The following is a 21,711-nucleotide window of genomic DNA, read 5'->3' on the forward strand; positions in this document are numbered from 1 at the left end:
GGGTCGCGCGTGGCCTCTGCCGCCCTGTGTGGCTGAACGGTTCCCTGGGGGCGCGTGGGCCGGATCAGGTTCATGACGGCGTGCTGTGACAGGTGAAGCTGCGTGCGGAGGCGGGATCGCCGTGGCCGCGGTATTTCGGCCAGGAGGGGAAGGCGCACAGCGGCCGGGTGCGGGCGTTTCCGGCGGGGTTGGTGTCGGTGACGACAGGCCGTGAGGGGGTCCTGCCGTCTTCCGTCCAGTTTTCCAGGGCACTGAGCGAGTCGTAGCTTGCCGCGAAGGACGCGTCGACGTTGACGTGGTTGGCGCCCGGGATGAGATAGAGCCGGGCGAAGGCGCCGGTGGCATGCGGGCCCACGCGTTTTTGGACGCGCTGGAAGTATTCGACGGTGGAGCGGTGGCTGACGAGTTCGTCGGCGGTGCCGTGCAGAAGGAGGAGTTTTCCGCCTGCCTCGGCGAAGCGGCGCAGGTCGGGGTCGTTGACGTCCTGCAGGGCGGAGAGAAGGCTGATGCGGTGCTGCCAGGCGCCGGGGCGGCGGGGATCGACGGCCAGCGGGTCGTGTGCCGGGTCGCGGGTGACGAGGTACCGCACCCACTGGTCCCAGAACTGGACGCCGTAGCCGCTGTCCTTCGGCATCGGGTGACCGGGGGCGCGGGCGCCCATGCCCAGCAAGGGGGTGGTCATGTCGGCGCCGGAGAGGAAGGGGAAGCCGGGATAGCCGGTCTCGCCGCTGGCCAGACGGTATTTCCATCGCAGTGGAGAGGAGAGCGCCAGGGCGGCGTGGATCTGGTGATCCGACAGACAGGTGTCCGCGGTGTCCTTGCCGCCCGAGCAGCGCAGGGTGCGGGGCTGGAAGCGGCAGCCTGACTCGTTGGAGATGACGCCGTCGCGCAGGCCGTCGTCGCCGTCACAGGACCTGATGACGCCACGGTACAGAAGGTCCTGTTCCGCAGGATTGAGGAAGGCCCCCGGGCGGGAGAGGATCTGGGCTTCGTAGCCGAAGAAGAGGTTGAGGCTGGCGGCGTTCCAGGCGGGGTAGGCGGCGATGACGCCGTCGAAGTCGGTGGGCCATCGCTGGGCGACGGCGAGTGCTTCACGTCCGCCGCTGGAGCCGCCTGCGATGTATCTGTGGGCGGGAGCGCTGCGGTAGTGCGTGCGGATGATGTGGCGAGCGGCGTCGTGGGTCTTTTTCAGTGCGTCGCCCGCGAAGTTGCGCACGGCTTCGTCGTTGACGCCGAAGGAGCCGTCCAGAGAGGTGGCTGGTTCGAACTCCGGGGCCGCCTGGTGGCCGGAGTCGCTGGCGTAGGTGGCGTAACCGCGGCTGAGCGGGCGCGGTCGGCTGGTCGGGCCGAAGGGTACGTTGCCCGTGACATCGGGGATGGTGCCGTTGTAGCCTCCGCCGCCGAACATCATCGACTTCTTGTTCCACTGCTGGGGCAGGGCGACGCGCAGGGTGATGTCGGGAGCCCGCGGGTCCACGGGGTGGATGACGGCCTCGACACGGCAGTACGCGCCGGTCGCCGAAGTTCCGCTGCCGGTTGGCGCGACGGTGTTCGCCTCGCTCACCTCGCCGCCCGTGGTGGGCAGCCCGATCACTGAGGCGGGTAGCCGCAGGCCGCGCAGGCTGCCGCAGTCGGCCGGTGGTTGGACGGCGAGTGCCGGGGACAGGAGCGTGCCGCTGGCCAGAACGCAGACGAGCCCTGTCGCGGGGATGGTCTTCTTCATGGCGTCTCCGTCGCTCAGCCTCGTGTCGCGAGGCGCAAAGGTTACGGGGCGTGCCGCCAGGGGCGGTATGGGCTCAGCGCGCACATGGGCTGCCCGCGACGTGTGCCGGTCCGCGGGCGGGTCTGCTATGGCTTGCTGACTTTCAGCAGCCGTAGGGCGACCTGGATCTCCAGGAGTCGTTCCGGGTCGCGCCAGGTGGCACCGAGGAGCCGGCTCACCCGGCCCAGGCGTTGGGTGACGGTGTTCACGTGCAGGTGCAGTTCGCGCGCGGTGTGGCGGGCGTGCTGGCCGGTGCGGCAGTACGTGTCGAGTGTGTGTACCAGGTCGGAGTGGTGGGTGCGGTCGTATGCGATGACCGGGCCGATGACCGATTCGATGAAGGAGGCGGTGGCCGGCTCTCCGCTGAAGAGGGCTCCGACGAAACCGAGTCCGCATGTGTCGGCGATCTCGCCGGTCCTGCCGAGGGCGATCAGAGCGTGCAGACAGTTGTCCGCCTCGCGGAAGGCTGCGGCGATGTGGCCGAGGTCCGCGGCCCGCGCTGTCCCGGCGGTGACGGGGTGGCGTGCGGTTCGCGCGAGCTCATCCACGGCGTGGCGTGCCAGGGCCCGAGGGTCGTCTCCTGGCAGCAGCAGGATGACGGTGTTGCGCTGGAAGGTCGCCAGGCCGTGGGAGCGCCGGGCGATGGCCGCGGCGGCGGCGTGGACCCGCTCGCGTGGTTCGTCGTCGACCCGGGCCACCACCACGGTGCGGCAGGTGGTGAGGTCGACGCCGAGCAGGGCGGCCCGGTGCCGCAGGAGGTCGTGGTCCTCGCTGTGCGCGGTCAGCAGGTCCCCCAGCAGTTCTCCGCGCACACGCGCCTCGGCCTCCGCCATGCGTCTGCGGGTGACGAGCACGAGGGAGGCCACCAGTGCGGCTCTCTCCAGGATGCGCCGGTCGGTGGCGTCGACCTGCGCGGTGGCGCTCAGGATGATCGTGCCCAGGGGCTCGGACTCGGTGACCAGGGGAACGGCGCACCGCGTCGCGCGGATCACGGTGCGCCCCGCCTGCCAGGCGTCCGCGCTGAGCCGGCCGAGTTCGTCGGCCGGCACCACGTCCTGACCGCAGGACCGGGCCACTATGGTGCCCTCCTCGTCGAGGACGACCACCGTGCCGGCGACCGCGGTCGCGGTCGCCTGAACGACTTCGTCGACGCCGTTGCCCTGGATGACCAGGCGGGTGAGGCGTTCGTGGACCTCCGCGGTGCGTTCCAGGTCCGCCATGTGGGAGCTGATGGTGTCGTTGGCGACCCGCAGCTCCGACACGGCCTCTTGTGCGGCACTGAGCAGGCGGCTGTTCTCGATGGCCACGGCGGCATGTGAACCGAGCATCATCAGCACACTGATGTCCCGGCTGCTGAACTCGCGCTGACTGCGGTGTGCGGCCAGCAGGACCCCGATCACCTCCTGGTTGAGTTTGACCGGCACACCCAGCAAGGACTCGATCCGCTCCGCGGCAACGGTTTTGTCGATCTCACAGGTGTGGGCGAAGGAATCGTCGGTGAGGTACGAGGCGACGAAGTACGGCTCGCCTGTCCGCGCCACGATCCCTCCGACGCCGGTGCCGACCGGCAACCGCAGTTCACGCAACAGACCGGAGATGTTGCCGGCGGCCGCCTTGATATAGCTGTCGCCGCGGCCACGGTCGCTGAGACTGATGTAGGCCAGGTCGCAGTCCAGCAGCCGCCGGGCCCGGTCGGCGATCGCCTGGAGAATGGGGTCCAGGGCCCTCAAGGAGGCCAGGTCGTTCGCGGTGTCGTTGAGCAGCTGAAGCTCCGCCTCGTTGCGGCGGTGCCGAAGAAGCTTCTCCCGTAGACGCAGCGCGATCGCCCGCTCCTTCTCCAGCGCGTTGAGGCGGTCGGCCGGCTCTCCCGCGGCGCGGGCCAGCGCGAGCACCTCGTCGAAGAAGTCCATGTCGGCGTCGTTGAGCAGCAGTTCCAGGAAAGACATACCGTACGTCTGTGCCATCGGCCCTCCGTCGAGATTCGCTTCTTGGAGTCCGGCAAGTATGGCGCCGTATCGGTGGTGAGGCACCGCGGCGATCTGAGGCGAACCGCCCTCATCCGCGCCGTCGTTGCCGTCCTGCGGCAGCATCTGACGCTTCACGGTCCGACGAGGTTGCGGCGAATGCCGCTCTCCAGACGCTGTGCCACTTCCTCGCCCCGCCCGGGTGGCCAGGTCAGCAGCCCGCCTCCTGAGGCACGGCCTCGCTGTCCGGCGTTGAGCGGCTCGTCGAGCGCGGGAAAGGTGACCGCGGCCGACAAGTGGGGCGCCAAGCTGTCGAGGATGTTCCTGGTCAGGTCCAGTCCGATGAAATCCGCGTTCTCCATGGGACCCACGGCCGACCAGCGCAGGCCCAGGCTCGCCCGCATGACCGTGTCGATCGTCACCGGGTCGCAGACTTCCTGCTCCAACAGATGCAGTGCCTCCCGTACCAGCGCGAACTGGAGCCTGTTGCCGATGAATCCCGGGACATCACGGTGCAGGCGCACCGTCGTCTTGCCCATCCCGTTCAGCACGTCGCACGCCTCTCGCACGAACCGGTGGTCCGTTTCCGCGCCCGGGGCGACCTCGACCAGCGGAATGAGGTAGGGCGGATTCCACCAGTGCACTCCCACCAGCCGTTGCGGATGCCGCATGCCTTCGGCCACTTCGGTGAGCGAGAGCACCGAGGTGTTCGACCACACCGGCATCACGGCCGGGATCTTCGCTTCCAGTGCCTCCAGGACCTGATGCTTGACGTCGAGTCGCTCGGGGACGGCTTCGATCACGGCATCCACGCGCACCACCATGTCCGACAAGGTTTTCGCCGCTGTGATGCGTGCGGTGACCAACCCGGCATCGCCCGGCAGCATGTCGCAGCGTTCGAGTGCCCGCACGATTCGCTCATCGAGTGAGGCAAGGGTCGCGGGGTCCGCGTCATATACGACGACACGGTGCCCCGCCTGGGCGAGAGCAACAGCGATTCCGTGCCCCATGAGCCCGCCGCCGATGATTCCGAACCGGGTCATTGCCTGTCCTCCGAGTCTGGGCGGATGTTTGCGGTGACGAGTGCTCTCGCGGCACCTGAGCGCCGAAGGCGCACGGCGGGGGACGCAGCCGGCACAGGCCGGAACGGTGAAAGGTCGCGCACACGTCAATGGCTGGGACGTCTGCTCGCACGGCAGGCGGCGGCCACGACAACCGCACGGCGTCAGCGGTCCCCGCCGCGCCGCTACGACGGTACGACGCCTTCACAAGGCGCCATGAGAGGAGCAGCGCACATATGTGAAGCGCTGGACGTGTGCCGAATGCCCACGCGGCGCCCGCAGCCGGGGCTCCGACGGGTCACACCGGTTGTGACGCGCGGCGGGCCCGCACTCGCGCTCGCCGCGCATCCCGGCCGGTGGGGCCGAGACGTAATGGCTGGAGCGGACACCACGGGAGGTGAAAGAGGTGCACTGCGCCCATCTGCCTGCCACGACAGGTGGTTCTAGCGTGCTCTGTGTCACACCACCCCACCATCCCTGTCGGCGACCTACCGGGTGCGAGCCGCACATCGGCGCTCGGTGACTGCTCGACGGTAAGGAGCATCCCCATGCTGTTTGCGTCCACCAGGCCCAGCGGGACGGCCTCGGCCCACACCGGCAACCGGCGAACGGCTTCTGCGCGGCAGCTGCTCAGCGCCTCGATCGCGGCCCTGCTGACCACGAGCCTGCTGGGCCTGGCCTCCCAGGCATCCAGTGCGGCGCCCCGGCCGGTCCCCGCCGCCGGACACGGCCCCGTGATCATGATCCCCGGCATGACCGGCTCACCGGCCAACATGAACACCATGAAGTCCAACCTGCAGACCAACGGTTGGCCCTCGAACCGGCTGTTCACCTGGACCGACAGCAGCTCGATGACGCAGGACCTGGCCAAGGCCGCACAGGAGCTCTCGGCCAAGGTCGATCAGGTCCGCAGCCAGACCGGGGCCGACAAGGTCGTCCTCGCCACGTGGTCCGCCTCCACCCTGGCCGCCCGGTACTACATCAAGAATCTCGACGGCGCGGACAAGGTCTCCCAGTACGTCGGGTTCGCCGGACCGCAGCACGGCACCGCCAACAACGGCTGTCAGTGGTACGTGTCCTGCCAGCAGTTCGCCTCCCCGAACACCCCGTTCCTCCAGGCCCTGAACAATCCCTCCGAAGTCCCCTTCAACGAGAAGATCGACTACCTCACGATCAGGTCGACCGCGGACTACAACGCCACACCGACCGACACCGCGAAGCTGGCCGGCGCCGACGAGAACTACCTGATGAGCGGGCCGATGGCACCCAACCACCTCATGATCATTTCGAACGCCACGGCATTGGCGAAGATGCGCTCGTTCATCACCGCGCACGAGAACGACTGACACACCGCCCGGTCAAGCGGGACGTGCACCGGCCGTGCCGGGCGCCGCACCACCGGTTTCGCCCGGCGCACCACCGGTTTCGTCCCGCCCTCACGCCGACCTCGACTTCCGCGCCCTCCACGGCGGACCAGCGCAGCACACGTTGGTGCGGCCGGTCCGGGGCGCGCGGCACACGAAGGGCCTTTTCTCCCCCATGGACAAGACGATGCCTTCGGCCTCTCGAGCAGTGGCCGACATCCCTGCCGGAGCGACTCTGGCCGTCGGCGGGTTCGGCCTCAGCGGCGTACCCGACACACTCATCCGGGCGCTCCATGAGCAGGGCGCCGATGACCTCGAAGTGGTGTCCAACAACTGCGGCGTGGACGGGCGCGGCCTGGGGATCCTGCTGGGCTCGGGCCGCATATCCCGCGTCACCGGCTCCTATGTCGGTGAGAACAAGGAGTTCGCCCGCCAGTACCTGAGCGGGGAACTGGAGGTGGAACTGGTGCCCCAGGGCACGCTCGCCGAACGGCTGCGGGCCGGCGGTGCGGGCATCCCCGCCTTCTACACCCCGGCGGGGGTCGGCACGCAGGTCGCCGCCGGCGGACTGCCCTGGCGCCACGCCCCCGACGGGACGGTCGTCCTCGCCTCCCCGCCCAAGGAAATTCGGGTCTTCGCCGGGCGCCCCTACGTTTTGGAGCACGCCATCACCACCGACTACGCGCTCGTGCGGGCCTGGCGCGGCGACCAGCACGGCAACCTGGTCTTCCGGCGGGCCGCCGCCAACTTCAACCCGCTCGCGGCCATGGCGGGCCGGACCACCATCGCCGAGGTCGAGGAACTGGTCGAACCCGGCGAACTGGCCCCCGACCACATCCACGTGCCGGGCATCTTCGTCCAACGCGTCGTCCAGCTCACCCCGGTTCAGGCGGCCGACAAGCCGATCGAGAAAAGGACGGTACTTTCCCGATGACCTGGACCCGTGAGCAGATGGCCGCCCGAGCCGCCGCCGAACTCACCGACGGCTCCTACGTCAACCTCGGCATCGGCCTGCCCACCCTCATCCCCGGCCACCTCCCACCCGGCGTGCACGTCGTCCTGCACTCGGAGAACGGCATCCTCGGCACCGGCCCCTACCCCGCCGAGGACGAGGCCGACCCGGACCTGATCAACGCCGGCAAGGAGACCGTCACCGTCCTGTCGGGCGCCTCCTTCTTCGACTCGGCGCTGTCCTTCGGGATGATCCGCGGCGGCCACATCGACACCGCCGTCCTCGGTGCCATGCAGGTCTCCGCCCACGGCGACCTCGCCAACTGGATGATCCCCGGAAAGACGGTCAAGGGCATGGGAGGCGCGATGGACCTGGTCCACGGGGCCCGCCGCGTCATCGTCCTCATGGACCACACCGCCAAGGACGGCAGCCCGAAAATTCTGGAGGAGTGCGGGCTGCCCCTCACCGGCGAGCGGTGCGTCCACCGCGTCATCACCGACCTCGGGGTCCTCGACGTGACGCCCAACGGCCTGGCCCTGGTGGAAACCGCCCCGGGCACCACCGTCGAAAACATCATCAACAGCACGGCCGCACCCGTGCTCCTCCACCACATGTCGGCTGCCTGCTGAAGCAGGCGGACCGGTCGACCCGCCGATCACGCGCGAATTTGCCCAATTCCTGCACAGGCAGCACTTCTTCAACCAGAGGAGAATCATGGCTTCCCTACCCCGCGCCCTGAAACGTCATCGCGCGAGCCGCACCATCGGCACCGTGCTCGCAGCCCTGGCTCTGCTGGCGGCGGGCGGCGCCACGGGCACCACCGCGGCCGGGGCGACGACCTCGGCCTGCCCGTCGGTCGACGGCCAGTGGGCCGCCCCCGGCCCGTTCGCCGTCAGCTCCGCGTCCAACGGCCGAGGCACGACCGTCTTCCGGCCGGCCGACCTGGGTACTTTGGGCTGCACCTCACACCCGGTCGTCCTGTGGAACAACGGAGCCCGCTCCGGTCTCGACCGGTATGCCCCCCTGCTGAACCACCTCGCGTCGCACGGCTTCATCGTCGCCGCGGCGGAGGGCAACGCGGGCACCGGAGGGCCCATGCTGCAAGGACTGGACTACCTGACAACCGAGAACGGCCGGGCGGGCAGCGCCTACCAGGGCAAGGTCGACCTGGCCAACGTGGGTGCCACCGGCCATTCCTTCGGCGGCGGAGCGGCGGTCGACGCCGGAGCCGATCCCCGGGTGGACACGATCGCACCGATCTACCCCCTCGCGTTCAGCAGCGGTAGCCGGGTACGGGGCCCTGCGGTGTTCTACGCCGGCCAGAACGACACCATCGTGTCACCCTCGACGGTCCGCAGGACCTACAGCCAGGCCACCCAGGTGCCTGCCGTCTACGCCGAACAACGCGGCGCCGACCACTACGGCATCCCCGGCCTGCACGGCCCCGTCACCGCGTGGTTCCGCTTCCACCTCATGCGTGACGAGCAGGCTCGTGGCCTGTACTTCGGCCCCAACTGCACCTACTGCTCGTCTTCGTTCTGGTCGGTCTTCGAGCGCAACCCCCGTGCCAAGGCCGTCCCCGGCCCCTGACCGCACACCACCTGCGGAGAGTCCGACGTAGCCTGAGCCTGGCTGACCAGGTGCCGCAGTGTCTCTGCAGACCGGACTGCTCGACACACCAAGACATGGGAAGGGTCGGGTACGGGCTGGCCGACAGTCCTCACGCAGGGCATCGAAGGAGAGCTGTGTGAGGACGGACCCGGGCCGGCTTTCTGCCGACGACGCGGGCGAGTTCCAGGTGGCCCTGTACAAGCCCGCGTTGTCAGTGGCGACAGCGGACGCAGTGGTGCTCCGGGCGGACGTACTGCTGCCGTCGCCGCGTTCCACGAAGCGCAGCGCTGCCGCGGCGGTTTTGAACAGCGGTTGTTCGGAGATTGGGTTTCAGCCGGTGATGGTCGTCTCGTTCGCGGCCCGACCGGGGGTGTCCCGGTCGGGAGCGTGCCCGGCTTCGGTGTCCCCGTAGCCGTAAGGGAAAGGGAGGAGGAGCAGTCCCGCACGGATGTCGGTCACGAGCAGATCCTGCACTACCGCGAACAGCCGGTCCTGCCCGAGAATCGACCGGATCCGGGGCAACTCGGACTAGAGCGCAGACAGTCCGACTGCCCGAGCGGCGGACTCGCGCGTGGATGCCTTCGAAATCGATGTCGGCGTGCGGGTTGGAGCACGCCCGCAGCCAAGAGTGCGCGAACTCGCGCATTTTGGGTGCGGCGGCCGGAACGGTCCTGCGGGACGCCGGGGTTCGGGGCCACAGCATTCACCTCGGTGGCCCCGAACAGGCCATTGCCAGCAGACTGCACGGCCGGCAGCTCGGGCTCGGCGGCCTCGGAGGAGGAGGCACCGTCCCCGGCGGCGAGCGGCACCTACCGGGTGTCCGCCTCCATCCGGCGGGCACTGCGGCCGGCCTCTGTCCCTGAGCGCCCTGCTGGCGGCCTCCGCGCCGGCCGCTCCCGCCGAGCAGATCGGTGGAGCGGAAGAGCGACAGCCCGAAGAGCCAGGAGCCGTGGCGCGAACCGGGCGTCGGCCTGGCCTTCCGTTAGTGCGCGGGAGTTACGGGAGGGTCGGGGACGTCGGCGGCTTCGCTGCGTTCGGGACGTAGTCGAAGTTGGGCGTGAGCGTGCCGAAGAGGCTGCCGGCGCGCGGGGCTGTGGCTCCGGTGCCCGCCGCGAAGAGGTTTGCGGCTTCCTGAGTGACGTAGAACGGGGCCTTCTTGATGCGGAAGCCCGTGGGGCTGGGGCGGGCTCCGGCCATGACCTCGGTGTAGGTGGACTCGGCGATCGTGACTTCCTCAAGGAGCGGCTTGCCATCGATCGAGACGCCTGCGGAGTAGGCGGGCGTCGGCATGACGCGGATGAACGTGGACTTCAGGGTGATCGTCTTGCCGGATCGGGAGTGGTGGATCTCGAGGCCGCCCGGGTAGAAGATGCGGCCCTTGGTGTCGAGGCCGTCACCGGCCGTTGAACCGATCGGCATGCTGAAGCCCCGGCCGTCGGCGTCCATCACGAACGGGCTGATGGCCTCCACAGTGATGCCTTCGCGCTCCATCCAGGCCAGGGTTTCGTCACCAATCTTCACCTGGGCATCGCCCCAAGGGGAGATGTAGGCGCCCGGCAGCGGCTCGGCGGCGGCTGCCGTCCTGGTGGTGTTGGTCGGCTGCTGGGCAGCCGCTCCGGACGAGGACAGTCCGAGCGGTACGGAGAGCGCGGCCACGGCGGCAAGGACGGTGAGACGGCGCAGTGCGTGCATACGCATGAAACGTTTCCAGTCTGTGAGGGGTGTGAAGGCGTCGGAGCCCTTCCCCGGACAGGCCCAACAGCGGGATTGCGAGGCCCAGTTCGATGTCGGGGCAACGAAGCGTACGAAGATCGACTTCACGGTGAGTATGTTCATTGATGCATGGCCTGGCGACCACGAGGGTGGCTCGTTAGGCCATTCGGGGGGAAAGAGTCACGTGACGAGTGATGTGCCACGCGTAACGGTCGCGCCAAGATCACATGAGCTGTTGGGTGTAGCGACTCCCCCACCCACAGCCCTGGAGACACGCGTGCCGGGAACCCCCAGAACGTCCGGAACCAACCCACTGCCCCATCGGCGGCTCGCTGTCCTCGCCGCCACCACTGCCGCGCTCACTGCCGCTGCCCTGTCCGGGCAGTTCACGGGAACCAGCGAGGCGGGCGGGCACATCGACGCCCCCTCGACCGTGCTCGACTCCCCGGCGGACCTGACCGACGTGTACGCCTTCACCAGCCCGGACAACGCGGACATGGTCACGCTCATCGCGAACGTCCGCCCCTTCCAGGCGCCCGGTACCGCGGCCAATGCTCTGGTGGACTTCCCGTTCGCGACCGGTGCGCGGTACGAGATCCACGCGGACGCCGACGGTGACGGGGCGCCCGACACCACCTACCGCTGGACCTTCCGGGACGAGGACCGCAGGCCGTTCGGGACAGGGCCGAAGGTCGGGCCTCTGCCGGTGAACTCGCTCGACGACCGGTCGCTCGGGGTACGCCAGAAGTACACCTTGGAGAAGGTCGAGGCGGACGGCGCCGTCCAGACACTGCTGAAGGACGCGATCGCCTCCCCCACCCACACCGGCCGGGCACTGATGCCCGACTACGGCAAGTTGCGGACGCAGGCGATCCGCCAACTTCCCGGCGGTGGGCGGAGCGTGGCCACGCAGGCGGCGGAATCGTTCAAGGCCGACACCCAGGTCTTCGGCTTGTACACGGTCGGCACCCGCGGCCCGGTGCCGGGATGGCTGCCCGATGCCCAGCCGCTGTCGGCGCTGAACGTGAACAGCCTGGTCCTGCAAGTGCCCAAGCGTGAGATCGCCCTGAACGGAGACCCGAAGCGCAACCCGGTCGTCGGTGTGTGGGCGTCCGTCTCCCGGCAGGGCGCGAACCTGGAGCGCAGCCTCTCCCAGCAGGCCCCCACCTTCCGGCAGGTCTCCCGGCACGGCATGCCGCACGTCGCGTTCGCGCTGTTCGGCTCCACCATCGGGCTGGCCGAGCCCGGCGGGCCCGAGGACCGGCTCCAGGCTCGCGTGCCGAAGGACGACCATCTGGAGAGCGACTTCCTGGCCGCCACCCTCGACCCCGTACCGCCGCACCGAATCGAGAGGGCGCAGGGCCGCAAAGCACCGGCGACGCCGCGCCACGACATCCAGGCCCTGTTCATGAAGGGCGTCGGCAAGGACAACGGGGCCGCGTTCGGCTTCGACCTCAACACCCACACGATGAACGCCGATGCCGACCCGAAGCGCATTGTGCTGGCCGAGCAACTGCGTCTGAACCTCCACACCCCTGTCACCACCAGCCCGAAGGCGCACGGTGTCCTCGACGGGGATCTCCAGGGCTTCCCGAACGGGCGGCGGCTCAACGACAACATCGACGGGCCGCTGATCCGGATGCTGGAGGGCGAGCCCGCCGGGCCGTCCGCCGCGGGGCTGCTCCCGAAGCCGGTCATCGGTCTGGAGCCCGCCGACGCCCAGACCGTCTTCCCGTACCTCAATCTCCCGCACGCGGGCCCGTGAGGCGTCTGATCACCGCCGTGGGCGCGGCGGCGGCCGTGGCCGGGTGTGTGGCTGGACTTCTCCATCTCGGTCCTGACACCTCCCGGCCCCGGGCCACCGCCGCCCCCGCGGGCGCCCACAGCACTGACATCAGCTCTGCCGACACCGCCCGCAAGGCGACAAAGGCACACCCCGACGACCCGGCCGCCTGGGCCGGCCTGGCACGCGCCGAAATCGAGCAGGCCCGCACCACCCTCGACGCGGGCCGGCTCGACGCCGCCGAGAGGGCCCTGCGCCGTTCCCTCGCCCTCGACGCCACGGACAACTACGGGGCCGTGACAGGGCAGGGGCTGCTCGCCAACGCCCGGCACGAGTTCGCGAACGGGCGCGGGTACGGGCTGCGCGCCACCCGGATGGCACCCGACCGGCCGGACGGGTACGCCGTACTGGCGGACGCCGAAATCCAGCTCGGGAACTATCCACAGGCGCGCGCAGCCGTACAGCGGATGCTCGACATCGCCCCGGCCACAGCCGCCTACAGCAGAGCCGCCTACGACCTGGAGACCGGCGGAAGGCCCGAGGACGCCGCCATCGCACTCCAGCGCGCCGTGGACAGCGCGGTCACACCGGGCGAACGGGGCTTCGCCGAGGCCCGCCTGGGCGACCTGGCCTGGTCCCGGGGCAAGGTGGACCAGGCGGAACGGCACTACCGGCGCGCCCTGGCCGCCGTGCCGGACCATCCGTACGGGCAGGCCGGAATCGCCCGGGTGGCCGCCGCTCGCGGGCACACCGGTAAGGCACTCGACTTGTACGCGCGGCTCGTCGAACGGATGCCGCTGCCACAGTTCCTGCTGGAGACGCTGGAGCTTCGAGGCGCGAGCGGGGATTCCCGCCGAGGGAGCGAGCGGGCCGCCTTGTCGGCGCAGGTACGGATGGCCCGTGCGGACGGCGGCCCGGTCGACCCGCATCTCATCCTCTACGCAGCTGATCACGGCGACCCGAAGGTCGCGGTGGAGCTCGCGCGCAGAGAGTGGAAGCAGACTCGGAGCGTCATCGTCGCCGATGCACTCGGGTGGGCGCTGCACCGCGCGGGACAGAACACCGAGGCCCTCACCTACGCACGCCGGGCAGCCGCAACCGGCTGGAAGAACGCGCTGTTCCGCTACCACCGGGGCACGATCGAGCGGGCACTGGCCATGCCCGAGGGATCCCGTCATCTACGCGAGGCCGTCGCCCTGAACCCACACCTCTCCCTGCACCGACCCGACGGAGATGGGTAGTCGATGAAGTTTCCATGCCGCGCGGCGGTCGTCGCGGCGCCCCTGCTGGTGCTGGTCAGCCTGACCGCGGTGCCGACGGCCCACGCCCACCCACTGGGCAACTTCAGCGTCAACCACTACGACGGACTGCGTTTGTCGCACGACCGAATCGAGGACACCGCCGTCGTCGACACTGCGGAGATCCCCACCGCGCAGGACGAGGAAGCGACGGACACCGACCGCGACGGAACGATCTCACCAGCCGAAGCGGCGGACCGGGCAGCCGAGCGGTGCGCCCAACTCGCCGGCCGCACCAGGACCTGGGTGGGCGGCGAGCGCATCGCCTGGAAGGTGGGCCACTCCACCCTGACGTACGGGAAAGGGGCCGCGGGAGTTCCCGTCGCCCGGCTGAGCTGCACCCTGCGGGCTGACGCAGATCTCTCCCGGCCCGCCGATGTCTCCTTCGCCTCGGGGGCGGATGTGACACGGACCGGCTGGAGGGAGATCACCGCTGCCCCGGGCGAGCGCGTACGACTGGCGGAGTCGTCGGTTCCCTCGAAGAGCCCGAGCGATGTACTGCGCCACTACCCGCTGGACGGGGGTGAACAGCCGCTCGATGTGGCCACGGCGGAGCTGCGTGCGGAACCGAGGGCGGTCGGGGCCGCTCCTGGTGCCCCCGGGCCGGTAAAACCGGATGAGGTACCGGCAGTTCAGGCTTCGGACCGGGGTACCGTGCTCTTTCCGGCGCTGGAGCACCGGCTCACCAGTCTGACGGCCGGCCGGGACCTCACCCTGCCAGTGGGTCTCCTCGCCGTCCTGCTGACCCTGCTCCTGGGCGCGGGCCACGCAGCACTGCCCGGGCACGCCAAACTCGCCGTCGCCGCCTGCCTGGCCCGCCGGAAAGGCGGCGTCCGCGCCGCTCTCGCGGTCGGGACGACAGTCACGGCCACCCATACCGCCGGGGTCCTGGCCCTGGGCCTGATCCTCACCGCGGGCGGCGGATTCGTCGGGGAACAACTGCTGGCATGGCTAGGAGCGATCAGCGGTACGGTGATCGCGGTGCTGGGAATGGTGCTGGCGGTGACGGCGGTACGGGCATCGCGGACCGGGCGGCTCCCCGCACACTGGCACCACGGACACAGCCACGGACACGCACAGGACGAGACATCGGAACACGCTCACGCGTATGGTCACCGTCATGACCACCCCCATGGTCATGAACACCAGCACGCGGCCGACCCCTCACACGACCACGGCGAACACGCCCACGAGACCGACCCCCGCGGCGGGAAGAGGCCGCGCCGCACCGGTACCCCCGCGCTCCTCGGCGTAGGACTCGCAGCAGGTCTGGTACCCAGCCCGTCGGCCCTCGTCGTCCTGCTGGGTGCCATCGCACTGAGCCGGACGTTCTTCGGCGTCCTGCTCGTCGTCGGCTACGGCCTCGGCATGGCCCTCACCCTGACCGCCGCCGGCCTGCTGCTCTCCGGCGGCGGAAGCCGACTCGCCGCTCTGAGCGAACGCCGCCTGCCCTCTCTGCGCCGTTACACCCGCTACGCGACCCTCCTCACCGCTCTCGCCGTCCTCACCGTAGGCATCAGCCTCACATTGCGAAGTCTGCTCACACTCTGAACCCCAGAGAAGTACAACCAGACATGGGAGACCCGCGAACCACAGGTCAGGGTGTACAGCTTCGCGCTCACCCGCGCCGCCGCCAAAGGCAGCCGCGAAGCCCAGGGCGTCGAGAGGTTCCGGATCTCCTTCGACCTGCGCACGCTGAAGGTGCGAACGCAGTAGCCCCCGGCGTCAGCGGCATCACCCAGGGCGGAAAGGCGTACCTGGAATCCGGGTAGGACCAGTTCCTCGCCGTCGGCACGTCCGACCGATCGCGGTGCAGATCACTGTGCTGGGCGACCCTGCTCAGCACCTTATGGCACACTGGAAGCGGTCGCTGACCTGCACGGCATCCGGGGCGTCAGCGGCGATGCCCTGCCGGTAGGTGAGTGAGCTGTCCCTGCAGGCGACCTCGACACCTGGTGCTCGCGGAGCCAGCGACCGAGCTGTTCGGCGTCGTGTCCTTCCCGGAGCGTGAGCGGGAGCCGGGTGGTGGCGTCGGCCAAGGGGGGCCGTAGGTGTCGCCGTAGAGCGCGAAGTCATCCACCCCCAGCACCAGGGGCGTCTTCAGTGACGGAAGCGACACCCGCGTCAGCTGGGACAGTGAGCCTCCACCAACTTGAAACCGCAGGTCAAAGGGCTGGTGTGATGGTATTCCGGGGTGCTCACGCTGGTCGCGGGCGGTAGCCTGCGGAGTGGATCGCCCGTCAGCGGTTGACTTCGATTCTTGTCGGGACAAGCAGAGCACGCAGCAGGTGGGTGGTGCGTGCTGGGTCGGTGCGGAACTCGGCGAGGATCTGCCGGTTCTTGAGGTGGGCGAAACCGTGCTCGACTGGAACTGCGGCCCGGATACTGGGGACATGCAATTCGTCTTGTTCATGACCCTGCCTGGGCTGGTCATCATGCTGACCCTGCTGGCCTTCGTCGACCAGCTGCTGCTGCGCGCAGGGCGGGCCGGAGGGTTGCCGTGGCGGAACAGCGCACGTCAGGGGCAGATATCAGCGACCGGATTCGAACAGCTGCACGCAAGCTTTTGCCCAGGCAAGCAAAGCGAGCTGAAGGAGCGGCAGTCGGCACTGATCATGCCGGACGACGAAGATGACGGGGCCCCGCCGAACAGGACGATGGTGGACCCGGCCGCGGGGACGGTGGTCATACGGATGCCGCGCCCCGGGCGGTAGGAGTATCGCCCAACCTGCGACGGCACATGCTCCGGGTTCGTTGTCATAAGGCATCTGGTAGTTCCTCGCGTATGACGCGGGTACAGCTGACCCATGAGGTGCGGGATTCGTCGGACCGTACCTTCCGATCGGCAGGTACGGTCCGTATCCCGAGCGGCTGCGGCAGCAGTTCGATGGCGTGATCTTGCGGTTTCTGGTCGGTGGATACGGCGCCCGATCCACCCCAGGGCAACTCCGACGGATGATGTAGCCCACAGACCGGCGTCCTGTACCAGGTGAGCATTCTGACCGATCGGCACGCCAGCCCTTTGACCAGCGACTTCAAGTCGGCGGAGGCTCAGTACGGTGCATCGCGAGAGCCCGATGTCCAAGATCGGCAGCATGCGGGAACCGCCTCGCCCGGCCAGCACCACGCCGACGTCCACGGTGGTGTCCGGGTCGGCGGGAGCGCCGGAGGCGGCGGCCTCCGGCGCACGACGCGTACGATCGCGGCCAGGACGCGGTCACGGACGAGTTGGCCGAAGGTGCGCACGCTCAAGGAGAGCCCGGCACGGTCGGCGATGATGTGGCCGCGGCTCCCGGCGTGGAGGGCTCCGACGCTCACCACGGCGGGCGAGACGGTGGTCTGCATCCCTTGCGATGCACGACACGCGCCGTCGGCCCTGCCTTCCGTCGGCCGCGGCCTCGGACCAGGGCCGGCCTCAGCGGCGCTCGGGCAGGTCGGCCTCCGCCGGCAGGATGGAGAGCGCGCGCTGCACCTTGGCCGACGGCGCCGCGGGCGCGGTCTTCTTCCCGCAGAAGGCCGCCTCCAGCGTCCCGCCGAGCGCCGTGTTCGCCGCGCCCCGGTTCGAGGTGTTCGCCATGGCGGAGAGCGCGCGCCGGCCGTCGCGGGTGGCGAAGGCGTACGTGTAGAAGCCCTGCACGGTGCCGGTGTGCCCGTACACCTGGGTGCCGCAGGACAGGTCGTAGCGGCGCAGTCCGAGCCCGTAGAAGCGGGTCTGGGTGGTGTCCGTCGGGGTGACCGTGGTCATGGCGTCCAGCATCCGGGGCGAGAGCAACCTGCCCCGCATGAGCGCGGTCGTGAAGGTGTTCAGGTCGGCCGGGTCGGAGATGACCGCGCCGGCCGACTGGGCCCAGGAAGCGGTCTGCTCCGTGGAGTCGACGAGCGGCGCCCCCGCCTCGTCGGGGTGGAGGTAGCCGCGCACGTGTGTTCCCTTGATCCGGGTCTCCGGGTGGACGTAAGAGGTGTGACGCAGCTTCAGCGGCTTGATGATGCGCCGTTCGTACTGCTTGGCGACCGGGGTCCCCGTGGCCTTCTCGATGAGCATGCCGATGACGACGAAGTTGGCGTTGGAGTACTTGTAGGCCACACCGGGCTCGGTGGTGCGGGGTTCGGCCAGCGAGAGGTCGACCAGCTCCTGGTAGGTGAAGACGCGGTTGCGCACGGCTTCGAAGCCGGGCACGGTCTTGGCGAACATGGCCTCGGTGTAGTCGGCCAGGCCGCTGCGGTGGGTGAGCAGGTGACGAACCGTGATGCGATCGTCGGGCAGCAGCCCGGGAAGGTAGCGGTTGACCGGTGCGTCGAGCTCCAGCCGTCCTTCGTCGACCAGCTGGAGCAGCACGACGCTGGAGAAGGTCTTGCTGACGCTGCCGATGCGGAAGCGTGCCCGGGTGTCCATGGCCTCGCCGGAGACGCGGTCGCGGACGCCGGCAGTGCGCGTCCGGACGCCGTCGGGACCGGTGAAGCGGGCCATCGCGCCCGGAGCGCCGTTGGCCATGGCGGCGTTCAAGGCCGCGGTCACGCCGTCCAAGTCGGGGGCAGGGGTGGGGGTGGGCGCGGCGGGGGTCGCGGGGCCGGCAGTGGCCGTGGGGGTTGCCGGTGCCGCGGAGGCTGCGGTGGCGGGGGCGAGACCGCCGGCGAGGGCGGCGATCAGGGTGGCGCTCATGGCCAGACGTCGGTGCGTCGACAGGGGCACGTGACTTCCTCGTTCTCGACTCATCGGAAAAACGGCACACGCGTGGGGTGTGCCGTGGGGACCCGGGAGGAGCGATCACTGCGTGCTGTCCGGGATCCCCATGGAGCATGAGTGCCAACGCGTCACATCGGTTCCTGTCACGGGGTGCCGATATCCCGTCCGACCGGGTGCCAGGACCGTTTCGCTGGCAGGTCGCGGAACGTCGCCGGGGTTCGGAAACGGTCCGGGGCACAGGAGAACCGTCCCGGGCGGGGCGGGGCGGGCCGGGGCGGTGGGAGGGAGGGGGTGTCGGCATTTCTGTGTGTCTGCCGGACGGGGCGCCGCTCAGGCGCGAACCACCGCCTTTCGCTTCGAGCGACCACCCTGACAGACGATCTGCTCCGCAGACTGCCGCCCGCGACCAGCGTAAGCAGCCCGAGAACGGTCCTGCCCTTCTCACCCCGAACGCGGCCGGTGACCTGGTCGGAGCGGACGACGGCCTGGTCTGCCAACAGAACCTCGCCCCCCGTCCTTCCTCTCCTTCACCCGGATCGCCGGCCAGATCTCCTCGTACCAGCGGCACACGACCTTGGGGCCTGCTCCACGGCCCGCTTGTCCGGGAGCTGAAAGGACAGCCCCCACCGCTTCAGGTACTTGCCCGCCCCGGGCTCGGCCAGCCGCACCCGATACAGCCTTGTGATCAGCTCGCCCACCAGCCGCCGTGTCCACAAATGCCCGCTCAGACCCACGCCACAAGGACGGTGATCGAAGACCGTTTGCCGCACAGCGGCCTGCTCGGCCTGCCCGAACACCTGGTGCCTCCCACCGGCTGCCCTGCGGCTGCATGACCAACGCGCCACGGCCACCGGTCTGCCACGCGTCAACCGCCTTCAGCCACACCCTGAAGACCGCCGCTACGTCCTCACGGTCCCGCCCCGTCACCAACGCCGCCACCGCCCGTAGCCGCAGGACTTCCCGCACCGACGGTGACAGATGCCGGGCATCCCCCACCAGATCGCTCACAGTTGCCGTGGCAGGCCGGCTTCCCGTCAACCGGGTCGTCCACCGTGCTGAGGATGTCGACGATGACGTCCGTGGTCGCCCGGGGGAAGAAGTAGGCCTTGGCCCGGCCCGCCTGGGTGTCCATCAGCACGTCGGAAACCTGCTTGGACGGGTCCGCCTGCGCCTCGACCTGACGTGTGAAGTAGGCGGCGTAGGCGCCGTACAGGGCCTGGTTGTCGGCCACCGTCAGAGCGTCGTTCCAGGACTTCCGGCGGTCCAGTCGAAGGGAACAGGGTGTCACGGGTTTGCCGGACGCTCCGCCCATGCGCTGCCGGCGGTCTGCGACCGGGCTCAGGTCCGCGCAGAGTGGTCACCGAAAGAAGGCGAGCGGCTTGATGTCTCCGTGCAGGGCGGCGTGCAAAAACGCGGCCAGGCTCCGAGCGGTCGGCTCGTCTCGCGGGTCGTGGGGCACGAGGTACGTGGCGGTGGCCGACGACTCGGACGACACCAGACCGCACTCCACCTCCACCAGGCGCTCGCACGTACGGCACAGGAACCCGCCCAGACCAGGCATGCCATTCCACGCCGGTGCGGTGTCCAGGTCCGCCTGCACCGTCCCACGCCCACGCGCCCGGGAAACACGGACAAGCGGCACAGTACGGTCTTTGGCCTGCGCGTACGCGTTGTTGAAGCCGGTGAGCAACGTCCCGTCCGGGACCGCCTCCGCCGACAGGGGCCGACGCGCATTGATCATGCGATCATCCTGCACCGCCGGACGGGGAGGGAAACGGTCCAGAGCTGATGCGGCGATCAGGGTGATGTTCTGCCGCAGCCACTTTGCAAGCCGTGCCGACGACACCGGGGCATGCCGTCGAGCGGCCGCCAGTCCAGTCGACCGACCCGCGCGACGGCTGGCCAAAAGCCCATAAAGCCGCTCATGAGTCCGGCCTACGGAAGCTGTGCAGTGGGTTCGGTGGTACTGGCCGTGTCGGCGGCGATGGTGAAGAGCGCGTAGGCACCGCTGATTTCCAGGAGCCTGCTCACCTGCGGGGTGAGGGGGCCGGCGAGGACCAGGTGCTGGCGGCGGTGGGCCTGGATCAGGGTGTTGAGCATGGAGGAGTCGGCGAAGGAGACACCGGCCAGGTCGACCACGGTCCGCGTGATGCCGTCGTCATGCGCCGTTTCCAGTGCCTGGCGCAGGGCTGCCTGGGAGCCCATGTCGAACTCCCCCTCACAGACGATGACGCGCCTGCCGTCCCTGCCGGGCAGCATCAGGACGCGAGTTTCGGGCCCCGTCGTCTTGCTCACGTTTCCACCTTCATCACCTGGGAACCCGCTTGTGCGCACACAGCAGCGGGCTCGTCTCCACGCCGGACACACTGCCTGACCGGCACTCTGCAGGGGAGAATATCTTCCTGAGTCGCATAAATAAAACTTTAGTGACTGAGATAGATATAGGAGGTTGTCTGCTGAGACGCGTGTGCATGCCCCCGTCACCGAAAGACACGGCCGCCCCGGCAGCGGCAGGCGGAGCGGGCCTCCCGGTTCCAAGTCCGCTCACGCCAACCCCGCCCAACGGCCCTGCGGCGACGAGCTTTTGAGACCACAGCGCTGGTGGAAGCAGAGCCCGCACAGGCCCCTCTGCCTGACGAGCCGCTCACCGGGACATCACTCGGCGCCGACCGGCGGATGTCCCCCCTCAGCGCTGTGGACGACTGCTTCCCCGTTCGTTGGCGTGGCGGTGACACCCTGGTTGTCGCACTCCGGTCAGCCGCACGGCAGCGCCGTTGGCGACGGGGCCGGATGTCCAGCCCCAGGGGCTGGTGATGATTCCAGGTGCGCTTGCGAGCACCGCCGCAACCATGCGGGCTCTGCCGGTTCGACTGCGTCCGCGCGACGTCCGGGACACCAGCACCGCCACGCTTTGCCAGGACCGACCCCTCACCAGCCGACGGCAGGCAGGCAGGCCGACCCGAGTACGACAGTCACCCGGCCGGGCGGCCACACGGCCACCGGCGCACCGCACCACCGCGCAACGTCGCCGGACGGCACATCAGCATCAACGAGCGGCACCTGCGCGCACCGGGCCTTGTGGTCCTGGACGTCACCGCCGCTGATGAGACCACCGAACGCGCGGGGATGACCGGCCCGGAACAGCGGTGGGCCACCTCCGGCATCACCGCCGTACGACGCGAGCCCGGGACGCCAAGGAAGGCGAAGGGCCGCGTGTACGCGGACACCCGACGCCCCGCACCATGACGTGGCAGCGGTCGGCTACCAGTGACGGAGCCGTTCTCCCACCGTCAATGAAACTCGCGGGCCTGCGCGGGTGGCCTGCCGTCATGCGCAGCGTCTTGCTGCGTGTGCCCGGCGGATGCCGTCGACTGCCTCTGCTGGATGCCGCCTTCAGGGACGGCGTAAAGGCTGGGTGTCGATGCCGGTCACCGCGGTCGGGCCCAGCGGGGCATCGTCCTCGGTGATACCGGCCTCGCGCAGGGCGGCGGCAGCCACCTGTTTGGCGTGCTGCTCCGC

Annotated in this window: 19 protein-coding genes; 9 read left to right on the top strand and 10 right to left on the bottom strand. The window is 69.5% G+C overall.

The genetic code is table 11. The annotated features are described in order from the left end of the window. Window positions 1-70 precede the first annotated feature (70 nt). The 3 genes from ABD374_RS34085 to ABD374_RS34095 all read right to left on the bottom strand — a co-directional run bounded on the left by ABD374_RS34085 (window position 71) and on the right by ABD374_RS34095 (window position 4,769). A complete protein-coding gene (locus ABD374_RS34085; protein WP_344500945.1) occupies window positions 71-1,723 on the bottom strand; it encodes a tannase/feruloyl esterase family alpha/beta hydrolase in 1,653 nt (550 codons plus the stop codon). A 125-nt stretch (window positions 1,724-1,848) separates the two neighbouring features. Further along, window positions 1,849-3,726, bottom strand: a complete 1,878-nt coding sequence (locus tag ABD374_RS34090; RefSeq protein WP_344500947.1) for a helix-turn-helix domain-containing protein — start codon at window positions 3,724-3,726, stop codon at window positions 1,849-1,851. A gap of 134 nt (window positions 3,727-3,860) precedes the next feature. Further along, window positions 3,861-4,769 carry a 3-hydroxyacyl-CoA dehydrogenase family protein gene (locus ABD374_RS34095; protein WP_344500949.1) on the bottom strand — a complete coding sequence of 303 codons (909 nt, stop codon included), beginning with the start codon at window positions 4,767-4,769 and terminating at the stop codon, window positions 3,861-3,863. Window positions 4,770-5,335: 566 nt separating this feature from the next. Here ABD374_RS34095 and ABD374_RS34100 point away from each other — a divergent pair. From ABD374_RS34100 to ABD374_RS34115, 4 genes are all read left to right on the top strand, one after another. Next, entirely contained in the window at window positions 5,336-6,133 is a 798-nt protein-coding gene (locus ABD374_RS34100) for an esterase/lipase family protein (RefSeq protein ID WP_344500951.1), read from the top strand. A gap of 193 nt (window positions 6,134-6,326) precedes the next feature. After that, window positions 6,327-7,085, top strand: coding sequence for a CoA transferase subunit A (locus ABD374_RS34105; RefSeq protein ID WP_344500953.1), 759 nt, complete (start codon window positions 6,327-6,329; stop codon window positions 7,083-7,085). Further along, a complete protein-coding gene (locus ABD374_RS34110) occupies window positions 7,082-7,732 on the top strand; it encodes a CoA transferase subunit B (protein ID WP_344500955.1) in 651 nt (216 codons plus the stop codon). Before ABD374_RS34105 ends, ABD374_RS34110 begins: the two co-directional genes overlap by 4 nt. Window positions 7,733-7,817: 85 nt before the next feature. Beyond that, the gene (locus ABD374_RS34115) at window positions 7,818-8,693 is read left to right on the top strand and encodes a poly(ethylene terephthalate) hydrolase family protein (protein ID WP_344500957.1); all 876 of its coding nucleotides are present in this window, start codon (window positions 7,818-7,820) and stop codon (window positions 8,691-8,693) included. Between the two features lie 351 nt (window positions 8,694-9,044). On the opposite strand, the gene ABD374_RS34875 is transcribed toward ABD374_RS34115, so the two are convergent. Both ABD374_RS34875 and ABD374_RS34125 read right to left on the bottom strand, forming a co-directional pair. After that, complete coding sequence (locus ABD374_RS34875; RefSeq protein WP_425577428.1) at window positions 9,045-9,173, bottom strand: hypothetical protein; 129 nt, start codon at window positions 9,171-9,173, stop codon at window positions 9,045-9,047. A 537-nt stretch (window positions 9,174-9,710) separates the two neighbouring features. Further along, a complete protein-coding gene (locus ABD374_RS34125) occupies window positions 9,711-10,412 on the bottom strand; it encodes a hypothetical protein (protein WP_344500959.1) in 702 nt (233 codons plus the stop codon). A 292-nt stretch (window positions 10,413-10,704) separates the two neighbouring features. Between ABD374_RS34125 and ABD374_RS34130 the strand changes: the two genes are divergently transcribed. The 4 genes from ABD374_RS34130 (at window position 10,705) to ABD374_RS34145 (ending at window position 16,222) form a co-directional block, all read left to right on the top strand. Continuing rightward, entirely contained in the window at window positions 10,705-12,192 is a 1,488-nt protein-coding gene (locus ABD374_RS34130) for a DUF4331 domain-containing protein (RefSeq protein ID WP_344500961.1), read from the top strand. Between the two features lie 47 nt (window positions 12,193-12,239). Further along, window positions 12,240-13,451 carry a tetratricopeptide repeat protein gene (locus ABD374_RS34135; RefSeq protein ID WP_344500963.1) on the top strand — a complete coding sequence of 404 codons (1,212 nt, stop codon included), beginning with the start codon at window positions 12,240-12,242 and terminating at the stop codon, window positions 13,449-13,451. Between the two features lie 3 nt (window positions 13,452-13,454). Then, window positions 13,455-15,059 (top strand): nickel transporter, encoded by a 1,605-nt coding sequence (locus ABD374_RS34140; protein ID WP_344500965.1) that lies wholly within the window; start codon window positions 13,455-13,457, stop codon window positions 15,057-15,059. An 842-nt stretch (window positions 15,060-15,901) separates the two neighbouring features. Beyond that, window positions 15,902-16,222: a DUF6191 domain-containing protein gene (locus ABD374_RS34145; protein ID WP_344500981.1), complete on the top strand. Its 321-nt coding sequence runs from the start codon at window positions 15,902-15,904 to the stop codon at window positions 16,220-16,222. Window positions 16,223-16,923: 701 nt separating this feature from the next. On the opposite strand, the gene ABD374_RS34150 is transcribed toward ABD374_RS34145, so the two are convergent. The 5 genes from ABD374_RS34150 to ABD374_RS34170 form a co-directional block, all read right to left on the bottom strand. Further along, a complete protein-coding gene (locus ABD374_RS34150; protein ID WP_344500967.1) occupies window positions 16,924-18,168 on the bottom strand; it encodes a serine hydrolase domain-containing protein in 1,245 nt (414 codons plus the stop codon). Window positions 18,169-18,719: 551 nt separating this feature from the next. Further along, window positions 18,720-19,043, bottom strand: a complete 324-nt coding sequence (locus ABD374_RS34155; RefSeq protein WP_344500969.1) for a helix-turn-helix domain-containing protein — start codon at window positions 19,041-19,043, stop codon at window positions 18,720-18,722. Window positions 19,044-19,099: 56 nt separating this feature from the next. Further along, window positions 19,100-19,423 (bottom strand): hypothetical protein, encoded by a 324-nt coding sequence (locus ABD374_RS34160; protein ID WP_344500971.1) that lies wholly within the window; start codon window positions 19,421-19,423, stop codon window positions 19,100-19,102. 126 nt (window positions 19,424-19,549) lie between these two features. Continuing rightward, entirely contained in the window at window positions 19,550-20,038 is a 489-nt protein-coding gene (locus tag ABD374_RS34165; RefSeq protein ID WP_344500973.1) for a hypothetical protein, read from the bottom strand. An 89-nt stretch (window positions 20,039-20,127) separates the two neighbouring features. After that, the gene (locus tag ABD374_RS34170) at window positions 20,128-20,487 is read right to left on the bottom strand and encodes an STAS domain-containing protein (protein ID WP_344500975.1); all 360 of its coding nucleotides are present in this window, start codon (window positions 20,485-20,487) and stop codon (window positions 20,128-20,130) included. 528 nt (window positions 20,488-21,015) lie between these two features. On the opposite strand from ABD374_RS34170, the gene ABD374_RS34175 reads away from it, so the two are divergent. Next, a complete protein-coding gene (locus tag ABD374_RS34175; protein ID WP_344500977.1) occupies window positions 21,016-21,438 on the top strand; it encodes a DUF6207 family protein in 423 nt (140 codons plus the stop codon). Window positions 21,439-21,711: the final 273 nt, after the last annotated feature.

It is taken from the genome of Streptomyces enissocaesilis (genome assembly GCF_039533765.1).
Lineage (GTDB): Bacteria > Actinomycetota > Actinomycetes > Streptomycetales > Streptomycetaceae > Streptomyces > Streptomyces enissocaesilis.